General features: G+C 58.0%; 18 protein-coding genes. 8 read left to right on the top strand and 10 right to left on the bottom strand.

All coding sequences use genetic code 11. The annotated features are described in order from the left end of the window. Window positions 1-46: 46 nt before the first annotated feature. Together ACJO5Y_RS17160 and ACJO5Y_RS17155 are read right to left on the bottom strand one after the other, a co-directional pair. Window positions 47-730, bottom strand: coding sequence for an SOS response-associated peptidase (locus ACJO5Y_RS17160; RefSeq protein WP_406988928.1), 684 nt, complete (start codon window positions 728-730; stop codon window positions 47-49). A 248-nt stretch (window positions 731-978) separates the two neighbouring features. Further along, entirely contained in the window at window positions 979-1,521 is a 543-nt protein-coding gene (locus tag ACJO5Y_RS17155; protein ID WP_406988927.1) for a PEP-CTERM sorting domain-containing protein, read from the bottom strand. Window positions 1,522-2,110: 589 nt separating this feature from the next. Between ACJO5Y_RS17155 and ACJO5Y_RS17150 the strand changes: the two genes are divergently transcribed. The 6 genes from ACJO5Y_RS17150 to ACJO5Y_RS17125 all read left to right on the top strand — a co-directional run bounded on the left by ACJO5Y_RS17150 (window position 2,111) and on the right by ACJO5Y_RS17125 (window position 13,162). Then, window positions 2,111-3,355: an Ig-like domain-containing domain gene (locus tag ACJO5Y_RS17150; protein ID WP_406988926.1), complete on the top strand. Its 1,245-nt coding sequence runs from the start codon at window positions 2,111-2,113 to the stop codon at window positions 3,353-3,355. Continuing rightward, complete coding sequence (locus ACJO5Y_RS17145; RefSeq protein ID WP_406988925.1) at window positions 3,346-5,244, top strand: Ig-like domain-containing domain; 1,899 nt, start codon at window positions 3,346-3,348, stop codon at window positions 5,242-5,244. The genes ACJO5Y_RS17150 and ACJO5Y_RS17145 overlap by 10 nt, the downstream gene beginning before the upstream one ends. 319 nt (window positions 5,245-5,563) lie before the next feature. After that, window positions 5,564-6,901: an alkane uptake protein AupA gene (gene aupA, locus ACJO5Y_RS17140; protein ID WP_406988923.1), complete on the top strand. Its 1,338-nt coding sequence runs from the start codon at window positions 5,564-5,566 to the stop codon at window positions 6,899-6,901. 13 nt (window positions 6,902-6,914) lie between these two features. Beyond that, window positions 6,915-10,088, top strand: a complete 3,174-nt coding sequence (locus ACJO5Y_RS17135; protein ID WP_406988922.1) for an Ig-like domain-containing domain — start codon at window positions 6,915-6,917, stop codon at window positions 10,086-10,088. A 292-nt stretch (window positions 10,089-10,380) separates the two neighbouring features. Next, the gene (locus ACJO5Y_RS17130) at window positions 10,381-12,687 is read left to right on the top strand and encodes a molybdopterin-dependent oxidoreductase (protein WP_406988921.1); all 2,307 of its coding nucleotides are present in this window, start codon (window positions 10,381-10,383) and stop codon (window positions 12,685-12,687) included. Between the two features lie 19 nt (window positions 12,688-12,706). Further along, entirely contained in the window at window positions 12,707-13,162 is a 456-nt protein-coding gene (locus ACJO5Y_RS17125; protein ID WP_406988920.1) for a DUF2489 domain-containing protein, read from the top strand. 310 nt (window positions 13,163-13,472) lie between these two features. Here ACJO5Y_RS17125 and ACJO5Y_RS17120 read toward each other — a convergent pair whose 3' ends face one another. From ACJO5Y_RS17120 to ACJO5Y_RS17110, 3 genes are read right to left on the bottom strand one after another with little or no spacing between them, the layout of a single operon-like run. Beyond that, entirely contained in the window at window positions 13,473-14,837 is a 1,365-nt protein-coding gene (locus ACJO5Y_RS17120; protein WP_406988919.1) for an aminoacyl-tRNA deacylase and HDOD domain-containing protein, read from the bottom strand. A gap of 45 nt (window positions 14,838-14,882) precedes the next feature. Beyond that, window positions 14,883-16,958, bottom strand: a complete 2,076-nt coding sequence (gene recG / locus ACJO5Y_RS17115) for an ATP-dependent DNA helicase RecG (RefSeq protein WP_406988918.1) — start codon at window positions 16,956-16,958, stop codon at window positions 14,883-14,885. 8 nt (window positions 16,959-16,966) lie between these two features. Continuing rightward, window positions 16,967-17,926 (bottom strand): hydrogen peroxide-inducible genes activator, encoded by a 960-nt coding sequence (locus tag ACJO5Y_RS17110; RefSeq protein ID WP_406988917.1) that lies wholly within the window; start codon window positions 17,924-17,926, stop codon window positions 16,967-16,969. Between the two features lie 111 nt (window positions 17,927-18,037). Between ACJO5Y_RS17110 and ACJO5Y_RS17105 the strand changes: the two genes are divergently transcribed. Next, on the top strand, window positions 18,038-18,907 hold the full coding sequence (locus ACJO5Y_RS17105) for an NAD-dependent epimerase/dehydratase family protein (protein WP_406988916.1): 870 nt from the start codon (window positions 18,038-18,040) through the stop codon (window positions 18,905-18,907). A 53-nt stretch (window positions 18,908-18,960) separates the two neighbouring features. On the opposite strand, the gene ridA is transcribed toward ACJO5Y_RS17105, so the two are convergent. The 5 genes from ridA to ACJO5Y_RS17080 form a co-directional block, all read right to left on the bottom strand. Further along, complete coding sequence (gene ridA, locus ACJO5Y_RS17100) at window positions 18,961-19,347, bottom strand: deaminase RidA (RefSeq protein ID WP_248185376.1); 387 nt, start codon at window positions 19,345-19,347, stop codon at window positions 18,961-18,963. An 85-nt stretch (window positions 19,348-19,432) separates the two neighbouring features. Continuing rightward, window positions 19,433-21,565 (bottom strand): RelA/SpoT family protein, encoded by a 2,133-nt coding sequence (locus tag ACJO5Y_RS17095; RefSeq protein ID WP_406988915.1) that lies wholly within the window; start codon window positions 21,563-21,565, stop codon window positions 19,433-19,435. 186 nt (window positions 21,566-21,751) lie between these two features. Continuing rightward, window positions 21,752-21,964 carry a DNA-directed RNA polymerase subunit omega gene (rpoZ, locus tag ACJO5Y_RS17090; protein WP_406988913.1) on the bottom strand — a complete coding sequence of 71 codons (213 nt, stop codon included), beginning with the start codon at window positions 21,962-21,964 and terminating at the stop codon, window positions 21,752-21,754. Window positions 21,965-22,054: 90 nt separating this feature from the next. After that, on the bottom strand, window positions 22,055-22,687 hold the full coding sequence (gene gmk / locus ACJO5Y_RS17085; protein ID WP_406988912.1) for a guanylate kinase: 633 nt from the start codon (window positions 22,685-22,687) through the stop codon (window positions 22,055-22,057). Window positions 22,688-22,790: 103 nt separating this feature from the next. After that, window positions 22,791-23,657, bottom strand: a complete 867-nt coding sequence (locus ACJO5Y_RS17080) for a YicC/YloC family endoribonuclease (protein ID WP_406988911.1) — start codon at window positions 23,655-23,657, stop codon at window positions 22,791-22,793. Window positions 23,658-23,848: 191 nt separating this feature from the next. On the opposite strand from ACJO5Y_RS17080, the gene rph reads away from it, so the two are divergent. Further along, window positions 23,849-24,565, top strand: a complete 717-nt coding sequence (gene rph, locus ACJO5Y_RS17075; protein ID WP_406988910.1) for a ribonuclease PH — start codon at window positions 23,849-23,851, stop codon at window positions 24,563-24,565. Window positions 24,566-24,651 lie beyond the last annotated feature (86 nt).

Here is a 24,651-nt window from a genome sequence, read left to right as displayed (position 1 = left end):
AGGCGCTTTCTCTGAAGGGCGTGTGTGAGAAGTCCCACAAACGATTTTACCGTGATCCGTCCGCTTCTATTTCCTCACCCAGCCCTACTGGTTCCAGATCATCCGGTGTTCCAATGGGATCCACAGCTAATGGTTGTCTGATCTGTGTTTTCAGCAGGTGCTGAAGCGGATCGGTGTTGGTGAGGTGCGGGTCCAGCCACATATCGAAATCTTCAGGGGTGAGCATCAGGGGAATACTCTTGGGGTGGATGTGGCTGAATCTAGGGTGCGGGGGCAAGGTGACGATGGTGAACGACGGCACTGTTTCGCCCTGGAAGTCCCAGAGTTCGTAGAGGCCCGCAAAGGCTATGGCGCTGTCCAGAGGATGAATGTTGTAGCACTGCTTTTTGCCCTTTTCTCCTGTCCATTCATGGAAGCCGCTAGCCGGGATGATGGCGCGCTGGGAATGGAACCGCTGTTTCCATAGGGGGCTGCTTCCCAGGCTTCCCGATCGGGCGTTGAAGGTGCTGTATTTTGGTGAGGGGCGGTAGCCGGTGCCATCCGGTTTGCGCTCGATGAGTAGTGACCAGATTGCATCTTCCAGAGTTCTGCCCTGGTTGGTTTCGTAGACTATCTGGCCTTTTGCACCTGGCGCTATGTTGAGGCGGGTTTGGGCGCGGATTGGGATACCCAGGATTTCCAGCAGGTACTGGACCTTTGGGTCGTCTATTACGTTGTAGCGTCCGCACATTGTATTTCTCCCGCGGAAACTTTAGGACAGGTGAATGCCGCCAAGCCCCAACAGTTACATCTAGCGAGCAATCTACCAAGCTTATAGAAGCCTAGAAACAAGAGACGCAGGGAGGCAAGACTACTGTTTTCGCTTATTCCCGCTTCGCCCTACTGGGCCCACCATTATCCCCGCCCCATAAAAAACGCCCCTCATGGAGGAGCGTTTCGAACACACTGATCAGCGTGTCACGACGGCAAGCCGCCGTTTTATGACCGCTTCTTGGACCAGCGACCCTTAAGACCTATGGCAAACAAGCCAAGGCCAAGTAATGCCAGGGTGCCTGGCTCTGAGACTCTCACGACAGTGTTGCCGATAGGAGCAACGTGGCTGATGATCAACTCCTCACCGTCCGGCAGGTTGAATCCAGCATCCAGCAGCGCTGTATCAATGACAGCCCAATCAAGGCTGCTTTTGTTCTCAAACAGCCCCCACCAGGTGGAGTTTTTGATCAAGAAATACTCTGTCGGACTGCCCAACTCGAATCCGATCACGGTTGAACTGCCATCCACGAACTGGTAGGCGGCATCCTCTTCCTTCACACCGTAGGTTGTATCTCCACTCAGAACGGTGTTTATCCAGCACAACTCTGCTTCCTCACTGCTGCCCGGACCACAAGAGCCCAGAGTATTGGTTTCTTCTACCAGGGGGTCGACATCCCCGACATCAACGCCCCCGATCATGTTTGCCCAAGCGGCGCCGGTCAGTGACATGGAAGCCACCAGCGCCAGGGATTTTGAGAACGTTCCCATAGTATTTCTCCGCTATACATTGCCTGTTAATGATCATCGTTCAAACAGACATCTCCCTTATTTGGACGCGTTACCTCTGATAGTCAGGGTTCCACGACTGGATAGCCGCCGGCTGTCCGGATCTGACTTCTGCCAAAAAAAGACGCACAAAGCACGCCAAGAGGGTGATATGAAGCCAAAACAAAGGCCTGAAACACATGGATCTAACAGGCCGGGGAGGACGTTCATGTAAATGTAAATTTCATCGACATCATGAAGCGGGGTCTCGCAAATACAGCGCCGATCAACCGGCCTCAAGGCCTTGCGCAACGGGGGGTAATCACGCTGACGTCAGCTTTGTTTACAAACACTGCCGGAGGACAAACTGCAGACCACGTCACAAAAACACAACAAAACTTAACATGAACTCTCGTCGCATTTATTTCCGAACCGGGCAACCATGCAGGTTGTGAGCTGGATTGACCTGCCGCTAACTACACGTACGTCTCCAAAGCCACACCTTTAACCTGACAACCAGGCCTACTATCTCCATCAATGATAAAGCGGCCATAAGAGCCGCAACGACTCACAATAACAATGGAGTATTCGAATGATTGGCTCATCCAGCCCCGGCAAGGGACCGCTGCATGCATCCGTCTCGGCGATGCAGTTCTCCAGAAAAGCCCTGATTGTCATGATGACCGCCAGTATTGGCCTGGCGGGTTGTGGCGGTGAAAAACAGACCGTCGATGACGTAGACAACAGCCCGGGCGAACTCTATTTCAGCTACCCGGCTGCTGATCAGGCCGCCGTGCCCGTTACCGCTCCGGTTTTCATGCGTTTTACCCGGGCACTGTCCGTGGATGAAAGCGAGCTTTCCCCGGACATGCTCCACCTGGAAAGCGATCAGGGAGAAGTCATTGCACTGACTGACCTGACCACAACCAGCGGCCAGCAGGGCATCGCCGCCAGACCGGCGCAGCCATTGAAGCCGGGCACCCGGTACACCCTGACCAATAGTGGCCTGGCCACCTCCATGGGTGACATTGAATTGCCCGGTGGCGGACTTTCCTTTACCACGGCGCCCGCGACCCAGGGCCCGCTGCTCGACCGTACTGAGGGCAGTGGCTTCCGCGTTGCCCGCTTCATCCCGAAGGGCGACGATGTCTACCCGGCCACGGATATTTCCGTGCTCCGCATCCAGTTCACCGAGCCGGTGGAAGAAGATTCCCTGCGCTACGGTGAGACCATCAGCCTCCTTGACGGCAACAACGACCCCGTGCCCGCTGAGATGTATGTCCAGGGCCACCGGGTCACCGTGGATCCGGAAGGCGACCTGGATCCATCCCAGACCTATACCATCAGCCTGACCGACGGGATCCGCAGCACCATCGCAGACGCCCCCCTGGAGCTGCCGCCGGAGGCGCCGTGGACGTTCACACCTCTGGACTCCGCATCCCCGAACGGTGTTCGTGAGCGTATGGCCCAGACGGCCACCACCGATACCGGAAAGCTGGCGCTGTCAGGCGAGGACTATAACTCGGTAAGCCTTAGTTCTCTGCTGCTGGGTAGTGGCAACAACACCACCGCGACCGGCACCGTATTCGCGGAGCTCGGTTTTATTCCGAAGTTCGAAAACGCCGGGCAAAGTGTGCCCCTTCGCATTGATCGCGGCGCACTGATGACCGGCTCCGACGTGGTCGTTAAAGTCGCAGGGGCACTGCCCGCCGGATTCTCTTCGGAAGCGGTGGAAGTTCGCTTCCTGTCCGATGCCAACGGCTTCCTGATGAAGAACCCCCATACCGATAACGAAAGCGCCCCCGTCTCGTGGAGCTTTACATCGATATGGCGCTGAATACCGGCAACACCATTGCCAACGCGGCCCTGGGGCAGGAACTGCTTCATGTTCACCTGGTCGGGACCGCCATGGTTGAAGACGGTGCCCTGAATATTGAAGCCGTTGGTGTTATTGAGCCGGACGTCATGGGCGTGGATGTTGCCTCGGGCCTGATCTCCTTCCGCCTGGAAAGCTACCGCAACCCGGACGATGCTCCGCCCGAAGCCAGTTTCGTGGACAACGAAGCGCCTACAATCAAGAGTTGGGTGCCGGGTGAGGACAACCAGGACAAGATGCGCCCCGGCGATCCGGTGATTGTTTATTTCTCGGAGCCGGTATTGCCGGGTTCGGTGACAGCCGATTCCGTAACCCTATACAAGGATGGCGTAGAGCAGACGATTTCCCACTCGCTTAACGGCTCTGTTCTGGTTGTCACACCCGCCTCACCCCTGAGCCACGGCGCGGGCTACAGCCTGTTACTCAACGGAATTACTGATCTGACCGGGCACGAATTGGCAACGCCGCAGCTGGAATTTGCGCTGCCTTCCGCGCTGGCGGACACGTCTACCACGCAATCCCCTGTTCCCCTGACCACTCGGCCCGGCTATCCCTGTGCCAAAATTGGCGGTGACCCCTTAAACGGAAATCAGGGGCGCTGTGATGGCGGGAAAAGTAGTGACGACCTCCTTCCTGTCACCGAGCACAGCCACAGTAGTCCTATCGTCGTTCGATTTTCCCAGAATATGGACAAAGCCAGCATTTCTGAGAAAACAGTCTTGTTAGAAACTTTTCAAGAAGGCCAGTGGCAACTGGTTTCGTCTTCCAATTACACGCTGGAAACACAAGACCGTCTGCTTGAAATTATCCCCGTAGCTGGCTGGAAGGAAAATCAACTATATCGGTACACCTTAAGTTCGAACCAAAATGGGACTGGCGAAATTATTCGCTCTGAATCAGGTCTGCCGCTGCAAACCCGGATTCTAAGCCAATCGTTTCGGGATTTTGAAGAGAGAACATTCGGCGGGCCAAACTTGGTTAACTACTTCGTGGCCGTTGCTGATGAGAAAAAAGTATTCACTCCTCTGCGAAACCTTCCAAGTCACGATCACGATGGCGACTTGCGAATATCCTCTCCGGAAAGCGGTGTAGAAGCAGATAACAATGGTGAATATCATTCGCCGGCGAACGCGGCCATGCTCGCCGTAAAGCCGGGGACAGTCTCAAGCGATCTGGTAACAAACGCAAACATTGGTTGTGAGGTAGGTCAATTATGCCAGGACAGTTCCTTCATCTATAAAACCGCCATGTTAGATGTAGACGTAGGCGAGCAGGTTGATAATGAAGGCAGAGTGCCCGTCAGTATTCACCCGTCAAAACTGTATACCACCGGTGTGGACTTTTGGGTCGCAATCGATGATTCACCACAGCCAATCTGCATTTGGACGTGTAGTGCAGCAGATCTTGTTGGCGGAGTGGATCAACGGATTCCTACAGGCCCGATGGTGATGCGGATCCGCTACGCCGGGCCAGACCGCAAAGCTCCTGTACCCGGTTTCATCTACTCCGACCCTGAGACAAACCAGCTTCGCTTCCAAACGGAGCTCGATGTGTACATGGATGCACCGTACCTCTACCCGGATATAGACCTGACAACACTTGATCACAACATGAGAAGTTTCCCGATAGACGGCATTAAACTGGATGGGCCGATCACCTTCTTAAAGGACGGAAGGATGCAGATTGCTCTGTCCAATACTGAGCCTCTCGACCTGAACATCGAAATAACAGGAAACGTGCTCGGTGGACTCGGCGACATATTTGTGGGAAGCCCTGACACTGACTTAGTGCTCACCATTCCGGAAGATGAGTTGGTTCTCAACTACATCTCCCCCTACACCGAAAACTGACATGCCCAAACCCGATATACAGAAGGGGCCAGCGCTTGCTGGCCTCTTCTGCATTGATGTGAAACAAAACCTCGCACTCACTCACACATTCCCAACAAACTCAGTCGATTCGGGCCTCGTAATTCCTTTGCCCCTGAACAATGATGAACAAAGCATAAAAGTGATCTTTTCGACGAAGATTGTTGTCATTGAGGCCAACGTCCCAAAAAGACAAGGTGGTTACACTCTGAAACAGTTGTACCAGTATCCATAAATGTCACCAGCCCATCACCAGAGTCACTCAACAATCTGGAAAGACAAAAATAAAAGGAGTCAATCCATGTCCGGTTCTCACCGTTTCGCAGTACGGGCACTTACGCTTGCCGTCGCCACCACCACCGCTGGCCTTGGCAGTGTCGCATCCGCCAGCATGGGCAACCTTGGCACCACCTATGGCGTTATGCCCGTGGATGTTGCCACCGCCCAGTCCCTGTCCATGTTCAACGACCAGGTCTCCGCGACCTATTACAACCCCTCCTATCTGACCAGCGATGAGCGCGGCGAGCTGACCGGCGGCATCCTTCACGCCGAACAGGAATTGCGCTCCAGCCGGTCTGACGCGGACGGCGATGTAATTTCCGATTCCCCCAGCCAGCACGTGTTGATTGGCATGAAAACCAACCTGGGCTCCCTCACCCGCTTTGACCACCCGATTTACCTGGGTTTCATTGCGGGCGTGGAGAAGTACGGCAAGGAAATGCTGGCGTTTTCATCCCAAACCTCCGAAAACGGCCAGTACCTGCAGTATGGTAAGGAACCACTGTTCCTGAACGTTGGCGGCGCGACGCCATTGTGGCGCGGCATTTCCGGTGGCTTCTCGGTTCGTGTCACCCTGGAAGCTGCCGCCCAGCTGGATGCGGTTTCCACCCTTGGCGGTGAAACCAGCCGCGAGCGGCTTTCGGTGAACGCCGAACCATCCCTGAAATCCATCCTCGGCACCACCATCAAATGGGGCGACACATTCTGTCCCGAAAGCAGCTGCTTCCTCGACGGCTGGGAAAGCGCCGTGACCTACCGCACCAAGTCATCTGCTTCCACCGCGGTTGACTCCAACATCATAGTCACCCAGACCATCCCCGACCCGGGCCTGAGCCTGGCCGTGGCAACCATCGATTCCTTCCAGCCGGAAACCATCGGCTTCGGCACCCAGTACAAGGGCGATGGCTGGCGCATTGGCGGCAGCGTTGAACAACAGAACTGGTCCGAACTGGAAGACGAGTTCTCCGGCGATACCATCCGCGACCAGGAAAACGTCAATCAGGGCAACCGAATCCGTTTCGATGACATTCTGGTGCCACGCATTGGCGGCGAATACGAGCTGGGCCAGCATTTCGCCATTCGCGGCGGCCTGGCTTATGAAGAGTCCCCACTCAAAACCACCCGCAATCCGGAACTGAACTACCTGGACACCGACAAAATCATTGCCGGCCTTGGCATCAGCGCAACCTACGATCGCACGCGCCTGCTTGCCTACCCGGTTCGTCTGGACATCGGTTACCAGTACCAGCAATTGCAGGAACGGGATTTCACCATCGTCGACTTTGATGGCAACGAGCAACAAGCCACTGCAGACGGTGATATCCATGTAATCAGCGGCTCCATCACCCTGAAGTTCTGAGGAGAGGTCTGCCATGAACTACAAAAATACACTGGCACTATTACCCGCTGCCATCCTTGCCGCCTGTGGCGGCGGGGATGGCCAGGAAGTCAACGAACCAAGAACTCCCGGCTCCGTCGTTTACTCCTACCCATCAGACGGCCAGGGTGAAGTCAGCCCGAAATCCGATCTGGTATTACGGTTCTCCCACGCGCTCTCCGATGAGGACGTTGCCAGCAAGATCCGCATTACCGGCGGTGACGGCGAGGTGTCGTTCACAACCGAAGGTGTCGATGGCAACCGCAGCCTGAAAATCTCCCCGCAGGGCGAACTGGACCCCGGCACCGAGTACACCATCGAATTTGCCGAGGGCCTGCTGGCGGCGGATAACCGCATTATCCAGACCCCCAATGCCGTTGGCGCAGAAGGCGTGCAGTTCTCCACCCGTGGGGCGTTCAGCGGCATTGCAGGACTCGACAACCTGAGCACCAGCTTCGACGTAGCGGAGATGATTCCGGCCCCCGGCGCGGTGTTCCGGCCCATGGACATTTCCACCTTCCGCCTGCGCCTCACCCAACCGGTACACCCTGAGTGGAAAGAACTGGGCGGCGTTATTGAGATTACCGACAGTACCGGTGAACAGGTACCCGCCATCGTTCTGGCCAAGGGCCGACTGGTCACCATCGATCCCTGCATACCAGACACCCCGGAGCTGTGCGGCCGGGATGACGACTTCCTGACCCCGGGCGAAACCTACACTGTCTCTGTCAGGAACTTGCCTGGGATAAATGGCGGTGTGCTGGAGGATTTCAGTGAAGAGATCACTCCGCGAGATACCGGCCCGAGAGTCGTTCTGTTTCAGGAAGTCATCGACTCCGGCCTGAACGCGGGCAGCACTGCAACGGACGCCCGCCGCTCAAAACTGAACGGCCAGATCATTAACGGCGTCACCCTGAACTCCGTTCTGCAGGGCATCGCCGGCCCATCACAGCAAACCGGCGGCCTGTTTGCGGAGCTGGGATTCGCACCGGCTTTTGAAGCCGAAGAGCCCCTTCCCCTGCGCGTGCCCAAAGGCAGCCTGCTGAACAGCAGCAGCCTGGATGTACGCGTCAACGGCACGGTGCCGATTATCGATCCGAACACCGGCGAGATTCAGCAGACCGGCAACATCAAGGTCACCATGCTGTCGGACGCCACCGGTTACCTGATGCCCAACCCCTATACCGACGACCAGAGCGCACCACGGCACGTCAAACTGTTCATGGACGTATCCATGAATACCGAGGAAGCACAGCCGAACGCGTCACTGTCCCAGGATCTGCTTGGCGTTGAGCTGACCGGTATCGCCCTGGTGGAAGACGGCACACTGACCATCGACGCCATAGGCATGGTCGAGCCCAACCTGCTGGGCCAGGAATTCACTGATTCCACCATCGCCTTCCGCATCGAAGCAGCCACCGACTCCACCTCCCAGCTCGACGCTGCCGATCAGCGTGACGAAGAGCTGCAAGACCTGACCGGACCACAACTGGTCAGTTGGATGCCCGGCTCCGAGGATGCAGAGCCCTCCACACGCCAGGATATGCAACGTCCGGGTGATCCGGTGGTACTGAACTTTGATGAGCCGCTGGACCACGATTCGGTTCCGGGAAATGTCACGCTCTCAAGTAGCGAAGGCGATGTCGCCAACCTGAACACCAAAGTTGACGGTACCGTGCTGGTGATCAATCCGGAAGGTGGCCTGAAGCATGGAGTGGAATACGCCGTGAATATTAACGGTGTAACCGATATCTCGGGCAACCCCGCTAACGTTCCGGCGCTTAACTTTAGCTTGCCGGAAATTAGCGACGGCACAGAAGAACCTCCTGCCTCGCCCTTGGCGCTAACAACTTATCCTGGTTACCCCTGTGTGACAGAGAACCTCGATATTGCAAATGGCAGCCACGGTACCTGCGTCGACTCTCCAGACGCACCCGCCGATATTGAGCGGGATCAGCTACCAGTCACCACCTTGCCAAAGGACCGCCCGATTGTAGTGAAGTTCTCCCAGTCGATGGATTTGGAAACGATCAATGACACTTCATTCGTGGTAGAGAAAGTGGCGGATCCTTCCGCTCCAGCAGCCGTTGGCGATGAGGAAGTTGTATCGGGGCGACTGGAGAAAAACCATCAGCAGATTCGCTTCTATCCCGAGGAAGCCTGGAACATTAATGCCACTTACCGCTACACGATGAAATCCCAGGTGGACGGCAACTGTGGAAGTGGAGAGATCGTTTGCTCCTCTGAACAAATGCCTCTACAGACAGACTTGCTTGTAGACCCGTCAGACACAGGGGGACCAAACCTCACGATCTATTTCACTGGTGCTGAGTCCATTTCCAGCGTATTTACTCCCCTTCGAAATCTTCCGATTCGGGACACCAATTCAAACTACGTGATTGACTGCGACTCTCCAGAAAGCACTGACTGCCTTGAGCCTTTTGCACATGAAGAGGACGGCAACGGAGGATTCCTTCCCTCTGCTAATGCCGGCAAACTTCTTGTAATTGATGAAGATGGCGACGGCGTGGGCGATAGCAGTGCTGGCAACGCGCGGGTCGGCTGCTCCCCGGATGGTGGACCAGAAACAGACTGTCCAGAAAACAAGTTTATATACCAGACCTATGCGCTGGATACCGAGGTCGTCGGTCCAGAACTAGACGAGAACGGCAACCAGATAGGTGTTCGCATACTGCTCTACCCGACTCAGTTAGCCACAACCTCCGCTACGGTATTCGTCAGCGCGAACCTGCTACTGGGATCAGACATTGAATCCAGCACAGGCACCCAGATCCTCCGAATGACTTATGGTGAACCAAGCGAAGATAACCCTCTCGGTTTGGTGGAAGGTGTAATATCGGAAGGTCCGGACGGTAGACCCACATTCAGTACAACGGCAGACCTTACCCTGGATGCCCCCAACCTGAGCGGTGTTGACAGTCACGATGTCTACAGCAAACCCGTTCAGTTGAAGCTTTCAGGCCCCATCACATTCTTCGATGATGGACGAATGCAGATAGAGCAAAGGACCATTGAAGCAGAGGACATTACTGTCAACGCAGTATCCTTTGGCTTAGTAGCTGTAGAAATTCCCCTACAAATCCCTGAAAGCGGGGTTTATCTGAACTTCCTCTCCAACCCAATCAAGGAGATCCCGGAAGAGTATTAATCTCCTATACTAACCCGCACTCCAGGCCAGCCTTCGGGCTGGCCTTTTATATGGCCGTTTCTGCCAAATCAGGCTTTTCCCCTCACCTGCATTTCCTGCTAATCTGGTTGTCTGTTGAAACCAACTCCACACTTCCAGAGGCACGCGGGTACGGNTGTTCCGGAACCGTGCGGAGCCATGGATGGCGGAGCCCGAGCGTTACAGGGACGTATTCACAGCGTGTTCCGGAACACCGTACCCGCGTGCCTGCGCTCAGAGTCAGAAAATAAAAACCTGATCGGAGAGAGAACCCATGGAAAACGGCACCCATTACCGCACCTGCCACCTGTGCGAAGCCATGTGCGGCGTGGCTATCGAGGTCAAGGATGGACACATTGCCTCCATCAAGGGTGATGAGGACGACCCGTTAAGCCATGGTCACATCTGTCCCAAGGCCGTCGCCCTGCAGGATCTGCACGAAGACCCGGATCGCCTGAAAAAACCGATCCGCCGAACCGCCACCGGCTGGCAGGAAATGGACTGGGATGAAGCCTTCGACCTGGTGGCCGACCGCCTGCACCGGATTCGCAAGGAACAGGGCCGCAACAGCATCGGGGTGTACCTGGGCAACCCGAACGTCCATAACCACGGATCACTGGTGGCGACCATGCCGTTTTTGCGGGCCATTGGCAGCCAGAACCGATTCTCCGCCACCTCCAACGATCAGCTGCCCCACATGCTGGCCAGCCTGGAAATGTTCGGGCACCAGATCCTGTTTCCGATTCCCGATATCGACCGCACCGACCTGTTCATCTGCATCGGCGCCAACCCCATGGCCTCCAACGGCAGCCTGATGACGGTGCCGGACGTCCGCGGACGGCTGAAAGCCTTGAAAGGTCGTGGCGGCAAAATGATCGTGGTGGATCCCCGCCGCACGGAAACCGGCAAACTGGCCGACGAATTCCATTTCATTCGCCCCGGTACCGATGCGCTGCTGCTGATGGCCATGGTGCATACCCTGTTCGAAGAGGACCTGGTCAACCTTGGCCACGCGGAGAACTGGACCAAGGATGTCGACCTGCTGCGCCTGGCATCCCTGAGCTTCACCCCGGAAGCGGTCAGCTCCCACACCGGCCTGGAGGCCAATGCCATCCGTGAACTGGCGCGACAACTGGCCACCACACAGAAAGCCGCGCTATACACCCGCATGGGCACCAGCACCCAGACCTTTGGTGGTGTGGCCACCTGGCTGGCCTACTGCCTGAATATCCTGACTGGCAAGCTCGATGCCACCGGCGGTGTGATGTTTACCCAACCCGCTATCGACCTGATTGCTCTTGGCGGTATGTCTGGCCAGCAGGGCCATTTTGGCAACCGTTACAGCCGCGTGAAGAAGCTGCCGGAATTCGCCGGTGAATACCCCGCCAGCACCATGGCGGACGAGATGCTGACGCCGGGCGAAGGCCAGATCAAAGCGTTTGTGACCGTCGCCGGCAACCCGGCGCTGTCCAACCCCAACGGCGGGCGACTAGAGAAGGCGCTGGAAGGCCTCGACTTCATGGTGTCGGTGGATTACTACCTGAACGAAACCACCCGCCACGCGGACGTGATCCTGCCTCCGACGGCGGCCCTCGAACGTAGCCACTACGACCTGATTTTCAGCATGTTCGCGGTGCGCAACTACGCCAAATACAGTGACCCGCTGTTCGAAGCCGGCGACGATTCCCGCCACGACTGGCAAATTCTGCTGGAGCTGGCTCATCGCCTGGAGAAAAAACGCAAAGGCGGGCGCTTGCCCTTGCGCGCCGAGCTGGGCTGGCGTGCGTTCAAACAGATCGGACCAGACCCCATCCTGGACCTGCTGCTGCGCTCCGGCCCTTACGGAGCGAACATCGGCCCGGCCCGGGGGCTGGTACAGCCGGCCATCGATCTGGTCATGGATATCCTGCCCAATCGCCATCCGCTTCAGGGCATCGCCAGGCTCAGCCCCCTTAACCGTCATTGGCAGGACCTGCCCAAAGGACTTTCCCTGGCAACGTTGCGGGACCATCCCAATGGTGTCGACCTGGGCCCTCTCAGACCCTGCATGCCGGAACGACTGTTCACCCGTGACGGCAAAGTGAACCTTGCTCCCCGGCGCTATCTGCAGGATCTGGACCGGCTTCACGACCTGCTGGCGAGCCCGGCCCCGGATGACCTGCTGATGATCGGCCGTCGCCATGTGCGCAGTAACAACTCCTGGATGCACAACAGCCAACGACTGGTTAAGGGCAAGGACCGCTGCACCCTGATCATCCACCCCAGGGATGCCGCACGGAGCGGGCTTCAAGCTGGCGATTCGGCGGAAATCACCTCGGACTCTGGCGATGTATCCGGTAACATCGTGCTGCCCGTTGAGATATCCGAGGACATCATGCCTGGTGTCGTGTCCGTCCCCCATGGCTGGGGTCACCACCGCCAGGGCACCAGCCAGTCTGTGGCCACCGCCCACCCGGGCGCCAGCCTCAATGACGTGCTGAGCGATCAGCAGGTGGACCCGCTGGTTGGCACGTCTGTACTCAATGGGCAGAAGGTCAAAGTAAAGGTCTGGCGTGCCGAGCGCCAGCGCAAACGCGCCTGATTGAAACGAGGATGACGCTATGCCCCTGTGGCTGCAATGGACACTGATCATCGCCGGCCTGATTGCCATCGCCCTACTTTTGGCTTTCATCGTTCGCCAGGCCAGGCTGCTGAGGAAAAACCGTAAAAGTAACGACAAGAACCGGGCGTTTCAGTCGCAGCGCCGGCAGTCCATGGTGGAAAGCATCCAGGTGATTGCACTGGCCGTTGAAGAGGATCAGGTCGAGTACTCAGAGGCTTGCCTGCGGCTGAAAGGGTTGCTGGACCATGTAGCGCCGGAACTGCTTGAGCAGTCGCCGTTCCAGGTGTTCCAGGAAGTCTACGACCAGATCCAGCACATGCCGACTCACCGGGCCCGTCAGGCCACCGACACCCGCTTCATCGAAAAGATGGACAAGGAACGGCTCGCCATTGAGGAAAAACACGCGGACGCCATTCGCCATGCGGCAACCGCCCTTCGACACCATGCTTTCTGAGCCCGGCCAGCATGGTTGTGAAGTGGCAAAAACAATTTGTAACATTTTGTAACTGGAAATCAGGAAAGCGCAAACAATTAGCTTTGAAAATCAATGCATTCCAGTGTTCCAAATTTGTGACACCTTGCTCACCGCAAGCTCACCCCTTTGGTTGACTTTTATTTCCAACCTCATCGTCTAAATTTAAAGACAAGGTAGTCCTGATCGCACTCTGCGGGCACCTTGCGTTGTTTTCTCCTGATAAGTTTGGACGACTCTGCAAAAGCGGGTGAGCTTGCCGGCCCAAGGGCCGGCTTTTTTTATAGTAAAATCAAGGGTTCATCATGCCGACCATGGCCATGACAGCAGCCTTGTTGCTGACCAGTTCGTCGAATTGTTCTTCCACGGCGGCCTGGTCCAACCCCAATGATTCGTATAAAGCCCCGGGAATTTCCTCGCTGGCCCCAAGAGCCACGCCACGTTCAGCGAGTAACTGACGACTCAGCCAAAGCAACCTGGGATAGACACTGTGCTCCCCCTCGTAGTCCGGATTTTTCTGGTAGCGAATCCCCGTGACCACCTCATCAGGCATTCCCCAGTTCTGCATTAACTCGGCAGCGATCTGCTCACGGGTTATTCCCAGCAAATATTGTTCAGTCACCGTTGAATCCATGTTGGCATTCACTTCCAGCGAGCGGCATACCAGTTTGAAGTGGGGTGGAAAAACCTGGGCCAGGACCAGATAACCAAAGTTGTGCAACAGTCCGGCCAGATACGCCAGACCGGATACGGGGCGCTTGCCACGGGGCATCATGGTGCACAGGATGCTCGCGGACTGAGCCTGCCAGATGGCCTGTTGCCAATAATCCACGTACCCTTCCGGATGGTCCTGTGGCTTGCCAAGGGCCCGGCCGAGGGCCAGCCCCATTGCCAGGTTCATCACCAGATCGAACCCCAGTACCCGCGAGACGGCATCATGCACCGACCGGACCTGCCCTGCCGCGGCATAGAAAGACGACGAAGCCCAGCTCACGATTTGTGCTGCCAGACTGGGATCGCTCTCGACAATATCGACCAGGTCCCCCATCTCCGCATTGGGATTTACACGCAAACGAATAATACGCTGGGCGGTTTCGGGAAGGGGCGGCAGTTCGAGCGTGTCTTCCAGGCGCTGCTGAATTCTCAGCCCGGTGAATTTCTTGATGGCGGAATGCAACTGGTCCCGATCCTTCTCCGGGCAATCCAGGTTCACCCTGATGTTTTCCGGCGCCACCGCAAAATCCGCCCTTTGAGCCTGGGAGGTCATCGCCTGAAAGTCCGCAAGCGGCATCACCATTGCCAACTCCTGCGCGCCGACGACGATAGAGATAGACTCAAGGTCGCTTACCCGTTTATCCACGACCGTCGGCCACCCGGTCAGCGACGGCAGCGCCGGCAACTCAGCCAGCCCCGCACGCTCTCTGACCCTCAGTTGCTCACGACGCTTCATCATCCGCAGGTTCCGCCCAAGCTGCTGATTGAGCGAACTGATATCAAGGAGGTCATCATGCCGGCAGATCGCCTGCAGGTTTCCCTGATCGTCACTGAGCAACACCATTCTCAGCAACTGGTCACTGCTTACCTGACCGATATTCCGCAGGGTCACCTCCCCCGCGTTGTCGCCCAGGGCCTCCCGAACCGAAACCGGTAATTCCATGGCTATTCCCCAATCTCTGACGTGCCACATCGTGACACAATAACTTTAAACGTCGCCGTAACGAATTCTCTCGCCCAGCCAGCGACGAATCAGGCCACCGACTACATCGGGCTGTTTCATCAGCCCCGGCGCCATCTCACGGATGGGTTCAATCCATCCCTTGTCCCGCTCAAAATCGGCCAGCCGAAACTGCATCATGCCGGTCTGGCGTGTTCCCAATACTTCCCCCGGCCCGCGGATCTCCAGGTCCTTCTCGGCAATCACGAAGCCGTCCTGACTGTCCCGGAGAGCCTGCAAGCGGGCCTTGCCATTCAGGGATAATGGCGGGTGGTACATCAATACACAGAAACTGGCCTGCTCGCCCCGCCCCACACGACCACGGAGCTGATGTAACTGGGCCAGGCCAAGCCGCTCCGGGTTTTCGATGATAATAAGCGATGCGTTCGGCACATCCACCCCCACCTCAATCACGGTGGTAGCCACCAGCAGGTCCAGCTCGCCATTCTTGAAGCGGGTCATTACCTCGGCCTTTTCCGCTGCTTTCAGGCGTCCGTGAACCAGGCCGGTTTGCAGGTCCGGCAGCCGTTCCGACAATTCCCGGGCGGTCACCTCCGCAGCCTGGCACTGCAACGCCTCCGACTCTTCAATCAGTGTACAGACCCAATAGGCCTGGCGACCTTCCTGGCAGGCATTGCGCACCCGCTCAATGACATCGTCCCGACGACTGTCGGGAATCGCAATGGTCTCGATGGGCTTTCGCCCCGGCGGCAGTTCATCGATGACCGACGTATCCAGATCGGCGTAGGCGCTCATGGCCAGGGTTCTCGGAATGGGCGTTGCGGTCATGATCAACTGGTGGGGCGCCAGAGAGCCGCCCACGCCTTTTTCCCGCAACGCCAGCCGCTGATGGACCCCAAAGCGATGCTGTTCATCGACAATCACCAGGGCCAGTCGGTTGAACGCCACGTCGTCCTGAAACAGGGCATGGGTGCCGATGGCGACGGCGGCTTCACCGCTGCCGACCTGCTCCAGTGCTTCCCGCCGGGCCTTGCCCTTGACCTTGCCGGACAGCCACGCCAGACGAATACCCAGCGGCTCCAGCCAGCCCCGGAAATTGTGGTAGTGCTGCTCCGCAAGAATTTCGGTCGGCGCCATCAACGCCACCTGCGCTCCTGCGCCGATCGCCTGCAACGCCGCCAGCGCCGCCACCACGGTTTTGCCCGAACCCACATCTCCCTGGACCAGGCGCAACATCGGCAACGGCTGACTGAGATCCTGCCGTATCTCACGCACGACGTGCTGCTGGGCGCCGGTCAGGCGAAAGTGCAGCTCTTCGAGGAAACGCTCTGCAAGGTCTCCCGTCGGTAGCAACGGCAGGGCTTCCCGCGCCTGGATCTGTTCCCTGACCTGCAACAGGCTGAGCTGGTGGGCCAGCAACTCTTCCATCACCAGCCGCTGCTGGGCCGGGTGCTTGCCCTCCATCAGCAAGTGTACCGGTGCGTTGGCGGGCGGCGAATGCACCAACTCCACCGCAGCGGTAATGCCCGGCAGCTGATAATCCGACAGCAGTGCCGCGGGGAGCCAGTCACGGATGGGGTAGCGCTTGAGGTACGTCAGCGCCTGCTGACACAGGGAGCGTACGCGCGGCTGCTGGATGCCTTCGGTCAGCGGGTAGACCGGCGTCAGCGTGGCCTCACCCTCTGCCGGCATGGGCGGCGGGTTGGTCTGGTATTCGGGGTGGTAGAACTCGTAGCCGGCCCGGCCGGGGCGGACCTCGCCAAAGCATCGCACCCGGGTGCCCTCGGACAACTGGTTTTTCTGGGCGGCATTGAAATGGAAAAAGCGCATCACCAGAAAGCCGCTGTGGTCCTTCAGGGTGACCTGAAGGCTGCGTCGCCGCCCCATGACCAGATCGGTTTTGACCACCTCGCCTTCCACCACGCCCACATCCCCGATACGCAGATTGCCCATGGAGATAATACGGGTGCGGTCTTCGTATCGATGCGGCAGGTGAAACAGCAGATCCTGCAGGGACCGGATCCCCAGCTTGGCCAGCCGGTCTGCCAGGGCGCTTCCCACGCCCTTGAGGGTAGTAACCGGAATGTCGTCCAGTGACGTCATGGCCGGCCTCAGGCGCTGGCGGCGACGGCCGGGGTGTCTGACCTGGCCTTTTCAATGACTCGGCACTGGCTGGCCGCCAGTGACAGCACATCGATGGCTTTCGGTCGCGGGAACGTTACCCGCCAGGCCAGGGCGACGGTGCGGAATGGCACCGGGGCCGCAAACGGGCGCACTGCCAGGATATCTTCGTGGTACTGCATCGCGGTAGCCGCCGAGAGCGGCAGCACGGTAATGCCCAGGCCGGAGGCCACCATGTGGCGGATGGTTTCCAGGGAGCTGCCTTCAGTCACCAGTGCCGGAGCAGACGCCCCGACATTGCGGGTGACGGCCTCAACCAGCGGCGGGCAGGACTCCAGTACCTGATCCCGGAAACAGTGCCCCGGGCCAAGCAACAGCAACTGCTCCTTCGCCAGCTCTTCCGCAGTCAGGCTTTCCTTCCTGGTCAGCGGGTGACCGGCTGGCAGTAGCACCACAAACGGTTCGTCATACAGCGGCAGCGTGACAACCTCGGGCTCCTCGAACGGCAGCGCGATGATGATGGCGTCCAGTTCGGAATGCCGCAGTTTCTGACGCAGGCTGGCCGTGTAGTTCTCTTCTATGAACAACGGCATTTCCGGAGCGGCGCGTCGTAATTCGGGCAGAAGGTGAGGAAACAGGTACGGACCAATGGTATAAATAGCACCGACTTTCAGCGGAGAGTTCAGCTGGTTCTTGCCGTCCTGGGCCATGTCCTTGATCACACCCACCTGATCCAGCACCCGCTGGGCCTGTTCGATAATACGCAGCCCGGTTTCGGTCACACGAATGCTGCTTTTGCTACGCTCGAACAGCGGGATTCCGAGCTCGTCTTCCAGCTTTTTTACGGCCACGCTCAACGTGGGCTGACTGACGTGGCAACGCTCGGCGGCACGACCAAAATGCCTTTCCCGTGCCAGGGTAACAACGTATCGTAACTCGGTGAGAGTCATGGTGAGCTCCGGTCAGGGTTTTTCTAGGTAAAAAGTTCGTCCAGGTCAGAGTTCGGTGTGTTTAACTGCCCCGTTGGCTGATAAGCCAAAGCATAAGGATTGATATTGTCTATGGCAATCACTGAAAGCAATAAACTGCCACGAATTCTTGTCGCCGGCTGCGGCAAACTTGGCGGCAATATTGCCTCGCTTTTGATCGACCAGGCCGAAGTGTTCGGACTCAGGCGCACCCCCGACCGGGTCCCCGACGGCGTCCAGCCATTGGGGGCGGATCTGATGGAGGCTGACCAGGTCAACGCCGTTATCCCCTCCCGACTCGATGCCGTGATTTACTGCCTGACACCGTCCAGCTATGACGAGCAGGGGTACCGGGACGCCTACGTAACCGGCCTGATAAACCTGCTGGCCTCGCTGTCAGGGCAGGCAGTTCAACGCCTGGTGTTTATCAGCAGCACCAGCGTGTACGCCCAGGATGATGACGCCTGGGTTGATGAATCAAGCCCCACGGAACCCGAGCGCGCCAGCGGCCAGGCCATTCTGGCGGGTGAACGGACGGCCCTGGAAAGCGGCTTTCCCGCGACCATCGTTCGTTTCAGCGGAATTTACGGTCCTTCCCGCCGGCGCTTCCTGGAGGCCGTGGTTGCCGGCAACATGGACCCGGCCAGCCCAGGCCCGTTCAGTAACCGTATTCACGAGGCCGACGCTGCAGCCATCGTTGCACATCTGATCAATAAATCGCTCGTTGGAGAGCCCGTGGAAGATTGCTATGTCGCCAGCGATTGCGAGCCGGTGCGGCTGGATGAGGTGGTGCACTGGGTTCAGGAACAGCTGCCTTGCGCGGCGCCCAAAGCCGATGCCCGCAAGGGCGGCAGGGCAGGCAGCAAGCGTTGCAGTAACCAGCGCTTGCTGGACAGTGGCTACCGTTTCCGCTACCCCGATTTCCGGGCGGGCTATCTGGAGATGATCACCGGTCGCCCATAAAAAAAGCGGCCAGTGCAAGTGGCCGCTTTCTTATCGCTGCTGGTCTCAAGCTATCAGCTCAGAACCATCACCGCTTCCATTTCGATGGGCACACCCTTTGGCAGGGCTGCCACGCCAACGGCGGCGCGGGCCGGATATGGCTCCTGGAAATACGTTGCCATGATTTCGTTGACCGTGGCGAAGTTGGCCAGGTCCGTCATGTAGATGTTGAGCTTGACGATGTCTTTCAGCTCACCGCCGCCGGCTTCGCAGACCGCTTTCAGGTTCTCGAACACCTGACGGGTCTTGGCGGCGAAATCACCGGCCACCACTTCCATGGTTTCCGGCACCAGAGGAATCTGTCCCGACAGGTAAACGGTGTCGCCGGCTTTTACCGCCTGGGAATAGGTACCGATTGCCTGGGGAGCATTCTCGGTCTGGATGATAGATTTATTGGTCATGACCTTGGGGTTCCTCTCTTCCAAAACGCCAATCGTCGCCCCTCGAAGCGCACCCTGTCAACCAGCCGTTGGTCGGCATTCCGGGTTAATGACGCACACGGTTAATGTGGGTCACGGCGCGAATATTACGAACCCGCCGCATCACCCGGGCCAGGTGACGGCGACCGTTCACATGCACCACCAGGCTGACGACACCCAGCCGTGCGTTCTGCTCTTCGACGTTAATCCGTTCGATATTGCCGTCGGCCATGGCCACGGCGTTGGCCACCTCGGCGATAACGCCACGCTGGCGCTCCAGCTCCACCCGCAGCTCTACCGAGAATTCATCGGTGATGTCCTTGGCCCACTTGAGGTGCGTCAGGCGCGCCCGGCCCTCGTCGTCTTCTGGCAATCGCGAGCAGGTATCGGAGTGGATGATCATGCCCTTGCCAGAGTCCATCACACCGACCACCGGGTCCCCGGGAATCGGCTTGCAGCAGCTGGCGAAGCGGACCAGCAGACCCTCGGTCCCGCGAATGGTAACCGGACTGCCCTGGGACTGGGCATCCGAGACGGTGCCGGAGGTTTCCTCCTCACCGCTGACCAGCTGCCGGGCCACCAGGTACGCCATGCGATTACCCAGACCAATCTCGCTGACCAGGTTGTCCAGACTACTGACCTGGTTGTGCTTCACTACCGCGTCAATCTGGCTGTCACTGATGCTGGACAGACTGGTTCCGAAGCCCTTGAGGGATTTCTTCAGCAACGCCTTGCCCAGCTCCAGGGATTCGGTCCGCTTCTGGTTCTTCAACACGTGGCGAATGCTGCTGCGGGCCTTGCCGGTGACCACAAAGCTTAACCACGCCGGATTCGGGCGCGCCCCGGGTGCGGTAATAACTTCCACGGTCTGACCGCTTTGCAACGGCTGGCTCAGGGAACCCAGGTTACGGTTGATACGACAGGCAACCGTGGCATTACCGATATCGGTGTGGATGGCGTAGGCGAAGTCCACCGGCGTGGCGCCGCTGGGCAATTCCATGATCTTGCCCTTGGGCGTAAACACGTAGATTTCGTCCGGGAACAGGTCGACCTTGACGTGCTCAATGAATTCCAGGGAGTCGTCCGCCCGTTCCCGCATTTCCATCAGACCCTGCACCCAGCGGTCCACCCGGGACTGATTCACACTGGTCACGCTGGTGGGTTCGTTCTTGTACATCCAGTGGGCGGCAATACCGTTGTTGGCAATGTGCTCCATTTCCTCGGTGCGGATCTGGATCTCGATATTCACATGCATGCCGAACAGCGTGGTGTGCAGGGACTGGTAGCCATTGGCCTTGGGCATGGCGATGTAATCCTTGAAACGCCCCGGCAGCGGCTTGTACAGGCTGTGCACCGCGCCCAGGATACGGTAGCAGTCGTCCTCGGTGTCGGTGATGATGCGGAACGCGTACACATCCATGATTTCGTGGAACGACTTCTGCTTGAACTTCATCTTGTTGTAGATGCTGTTCAGGTGCTTTTCTCGCCCCAGGATACGGCCCGGTAACCCTCGCTCTTCCAGCTTTTCCTGAAGCTTGCCGCGGATCTCGTCAATGATTTCCCGGTGACTGCCCCTCAGCTTTTCCACCGCCTTGGAAATGTACCGCGAACGCATCGGATAGAGGGAAGAGAACCCCAGATCCTCCAGTTCAGTACAGATGGAGTGCATGCCCAGGCGATTGGCAATGGGGGCATAGATATCGAGGGTTTCGGTGGCAATACGCAGACGCTTTTCATAGGGCATGGGCCCGAGGGTGCGCATGTTGTGCAGGCGGTCCGCCAGCTTCACCAGGATGACGCGAATATCCCGGGCCATGGCCAGGGTCATTTTCTGGAAGTTTTCGGCCTGGGCTTCGGCACGGGAGCGGAATTCAATCTGGGTCAGCTTGCTGACGCCGTCTACCAGTTCTGCGACATCCTCGCCAAACTGATCCGACAGGGCGTCCTTGGGAATACCGGTGTCTTCGATAACGTCGTGAAGCATGGCCGCCATCAGGCTCTGATGGTCCAGTTTCAGCTCGGCAAGGATATGGGCAACAGCAAGGGGGTGGGTGATGTAACGGTCGCCACTGCGGCGCATCTGGCCTTCGTGGGCTTGCTCGGCATAATAGTAGGCTCGTCGCACCTGATTGATGCGATTGGTATCCAGATAGGAACTGAGCTCTTGCGCCAGCCCTTCAACCGTTGCCTCTGCCGACACCGCGCCTCCGAGTACAGATTGAAAAGTAGAAAGTGAAAAGTACAGATCGAAAATCAGGGATAAAAAAACCCGAATGCGTGCATCCGGGTCCTTCCGTTATCCGTCCAGCCATGCGTTATAGATACACTATAAAACCGCAGGGACAGATTTCAATGCTTGAGACAGGCATTCTACCTGCCTTGCAGCTTAATCTTCCTCTTCTTCCGTCAGAAGGCTGCGGGTTACTTTGCCTTCGGCAATTTCACGCAGGGCAATGACAGTAGGCTTGTCGTTCTCTTCCGCTACCATCGGCTCAAAGCCCTTGGTGGCAATCTGGCGAGCGCGCTTGGTAGCCAGCATAACCAGCTGAAAACGGTTATCAACGTTTTCCAGACAATCTTCAACGGTAACTCGTGCCATAACTTCCCCGACAAAATAAAAAATGACTGATTCAGCAGACCGCATAGTTTACTGCGACCGGCTCAATTTGTATACAGCGGAAACGCGCCGTCAGCCCCGGGCCGACAACCGTGCCAGCAAGTTGCTATAGCGCACCTGCTGGGCCGCTATCCGCAGGCGCTGGCCGCGCACGATGGCCAGCAGGTCCTGGAGCGCCGCGCCAAAGTCATCATTCACCACCAGATAATCGAACTCGACGGCGTGACTGCACTCTTCCGCAGCCTCACGCAGCCTGCGATCAACCACTTCCGGTGCGTCCGTACCCCGACCGGTCAGGCGCTCGCGCAGCACTTCCGGGGATGGCGGCACAATGAATATGCCGACGCACTCGGGAATAAGCCGCCGCACCTGCTCGGCACCCTGCCAGTCGATCTCCAGGATCACGTCCCGCCCCTTCGCAAGAGTCTCACGCACCCAGACCTGGGATGTGCCGTAGTAGTTGCCGAACACATCCGCGTGTTCGAGAAAATCGCCGCGGCCAATCATCGCTTCAAACTCGTCACGGCTGACGAAATGATAGTTGACCCCGTGCTGCTCGCCTTCCCGCATCGGGCGGGTGGTGTGGGAAACCGACACCCCCAGCTTCTCATCATTGCGCAGCATTTCTGCCACAAGGCTGGTCTTCCCTGCCCCGGACGGGGCCGAAATTACATAGAGGGTACCTTGTTCAACTGCCTGGCTCATGGCGCACAACTCTCCGGTCCTGACTGAATTCCGCGACATCTCACCGGTCACAACCCGCTGCCGCAATAACAAGGGGCGGGATTATACACGATGCGGGAATCCCTTACTCCAGGTTCTGCACCTGTTCCCGCATCTGCTCGATCAGCACCTTCAGATCCACCGCCACGCGGGTTACCCGGGCGTCGATGCTCTTGCTACTGAGAGTATTGGCCTCGCGGTTCAGCTCCTGCATCAGGAAATCCAGGCGGCGGCCGATGGCATCATCCGACTGCAGGGTTTCCGACACCTCGGTGACATGGGCCTCCAGACGATCAAGCTCCTCCGCCACATCGCTTTTCTGGGCCAGCATCACCATCTCTTGAGCGATGCGCTCTGGGTCTATCTCCACCTTGGCTTTCTCGAAACGCTCCTTCAGAGTCTTCTCCTGCGCCTTCAGCAACTCCGGCATCAGGCTGCGCACCTCGCTGACCAGCTCGCCCATGGTCTTCAGGCGATCATCAAACAGCGGCCGCAAACGCTCACCTTCCCGCTCACGAACCGTCACCAGCTCGGCAACCGTTCGCTCAAACAATTCCCCCGCCGCTTCCCGCGCCGGGCCGTAATCAAGCTCCTTGACCGACAACACCCCCGGCCAGCGCAGGATATCCAGGGCATTGATATGGGCGGGATTATCCAGCATCCGATTGACGTGATTGGCAGCCTCATTTACCGCATGAGCCATCTCCTCACAGACTTCAAACCCCTGCCCTGCGCTTTCAGCCGTTTGCAGGCGCATGGACACATCCACCTTCCCGCGCTTGAGTTGCTGGCGTAACTGTTCACGGAACGTATTTTCCAGCTCGCGGAGCGCCTCCGGCAGCCGAAAGGAAGGCTCCAGGTACCGATGGTTCACTGTACGAATCTCACACGTCAGTGTTCCCCATTCTCCCTGGGTATCCTGTCGGGCAAAGGCAGTCATACTTCTGATCATGGCGACTCCGCTAGTCATCAAGTGCAATCGTTCAAGTTTAGCAGGCCCGCGCGCAAAACCGCGAACCCGACCAAAGCCGTGAACCTTCACGGCAGAGACCGGAACTTCCCCGTGTTATACTCGGCGGTCTTCCCAATTTTCAACAATCGGGTATAACACCCGGACATCCACTACCAATATCAGGAAACACTATGCGTCCAAGCGGAAGAACTCCGGAACAACCGAGAGACATCCGAATCACCCGCAACTACACCCGTCATGCGGAAGGCTCCGTACTGATCGAGTTCGGCGACACCAAGGTGATCTGCACCGCGTCTGTCGAGAACAAGGTACCGCCATTCCTGCGCGGCGAAGGCAAAGGCTGGATCACCGCCGAGTACGGCATGCTGCCCCGCTCCACCGGCAGCCGCATGGGCCGCGAAGCCGCCCGTGGCAAACAGGGCGGCCGCACCGTCGAAATCCAGCGCCTGATCGGTCGCTCCCTGCGTGCTGCGGTTGATTTGAGCGCTCTGGGCGAGCACTCCATCACCATCGACTGCGACGTGATCCAGGCCGACGGCGGCACCCGCACTGCAGCCATCACCGGCGGCTGCGTTGCCCTGGTTGATGCACTGAACCACCTGGTTGCAGAAAAGCGCCTGAAGGAATCACCGCTGAAGCAAATGGTGGCGGCGCTGTCCGTTGGCGTTTACAAGGGCACACCGGTTCTCGACCTGGACTACCCGGAAGACTCCGAAGCCGAAACGGATATGAACGTGATCATGACCGATCAGGGCGGCTTCATCGAGATTCAGGGTACTGCCGAAGGCGCGCCGTTTGTTCAGGAAGAACTGGACAGCATGCTGGCATTGGCCAGGCAGGGTATTGATCAGTTGTTTGAGATTCAGAAGGCGGCTTTGGAGGGGTAACTTCCGGGGCTCGTGGGTGTCGGATTACGGCTTTCGCCTAATCCGACCTACGGTGCTACGCCCTAATCAGATCTACGGGTGCCCCC

Source organism: Marinobacter alkalisoli, from assembly GCF_045449855.1.
GTDB lineage: Bacteria > Pseudomonadota > Gammaproteobacteria > Pseudomonadales > Oleiphilaceae > Marinobacter.
This window is presented reverse-complemented; position numbering and strand designations above follow the sequence as displayed.

What these genes read in the sequence shown, in the direction of transcription:
- gmk (WP_406988912.1), bottom strand. Translation starts at nt 22,687, where the DNA reads ATGAGCCAGGCAGTTGAACAAGGTACCCTCTATGTAATTTCGGCCCCG.
- ACJO5Y_RS17135 (WP_406988922.1), top strand. Translation starts at nt 6,915, where the DNA reads ATGAACTACAAAAATACACTGGCACTATTACCCGCTGCCATCCTTGCC.
- ACJO5Y_RS17110 (WP_406988917.1), bottom strand. Translation starts at nt 17,926, where the DNA reads ATGACTCTCACCGAGTTACGATACGTTGTTACCCTGGCACGGGAAAGG.
- rph (WP_406988910.1), top strand. Translation starts at nt 23,849, where the DNA reads ATGCGTCCAAGCGGAAGAACTCCGGAACAACCGAGAGACATCCGAATC.
- ACJO5Y_RS17105 (WP_406988916.1), top strand. Translation starts at nt 18,038, where the DNA reads ATGGCAATCACTGAAAGCAATAAACTGCCACGAATTCTTGTCGCCGGC.
- ACJO5Y_RS17080 (WP_406988911.1), bottom strand. Translation starts at nt 23,657, where the DNA reads ATGATCAGAAGTATGACTGCCTTTGCCCGACAGGATACCCAGGGAGAA.
- ACJO5Y_RS17155 (WP_406988927.1), bottom strand. Translation starts at nt 1,521, where the DNA reads ATGGGAACGTTCTCAAAATCCCTGGCGCTGGTGGCTTCCATGTCACTG.
- ACJO5Y_RS17150 (WP_406988926.1), top strand. Translation starts at nt 2,111, where the DNA reads ATGATTGGCTCATCCAGCCCCGGCAAGGGACCGCTGCATGCATCCGTC.
- ACJO5Y_RS17120 (WP_406988919.1), bottom strand. Translation starts at nt 14,837, where the DNA reads ATGGAATTACCGGTTTCGGTTCGGGAGGCCCTGGGCGACAACGCGGGG.
- rpoZ (WP_406988913.1), bottom strand. Translation starts at nt 21,964, where the DNA reads ATGGCACGAGTTACCGTTGAAGATTGTCTGGAAAACGTTGATAACCGT.
- ACJO5Y_RS17130 (WP_406988921.1), top strand. Translation starts at nt 10,381, where the DNA reads ATGGAAAACGGCACCCATTACCGCACCTGCCACCTGTGCGAAGCCATG.
- ACJO5Y_RS17160 (WP_406988928.1), bottom strand. Translation starts at nt 730, where the DNA reads ATGTGCGGACGCTACAACGTAATAGACGACCCAAAGGTCCAGTACCTG.
- recG (WP_406988918.1), bottom strand. Translation starts at nt 16,958, where the DNA reads ATGACGTCACTGGACGACATTCCGGTTACTACCCTCAAGGGCGTGGGA.
- ACJO5Y_RS17145 (WP_406988925.1), top strand. Translation starts at nt 3,346, where the DNA reads ATGGCGCTGAATACCGGCAACACCATTGCCAACGCGGCCCTGGGGCAG.
- aupA (WP_406988923.1), top strand. Translation starts at nt 5,564, where the DNA reads ATGTCCGGTTCTCACCGTTTCGCAGTACGGGCACTTACGCTTGCCGTC.
- ridA (WP_248185376.1), bottom strand. Translation starts at nt 19,347, where the DNA reads ATGACCAATAAATCTATCATCCAGACCGAGAATGCTCCCCAGGCAATC.
- ACJO5Y_RS17125 (WP_406988920.1), top strand. Translation starts at nt 12,707, where the DNA reads ATGCCCCTGTGGCTGCAATGGACACTGATCATCGCCGGCCTGATTGCC.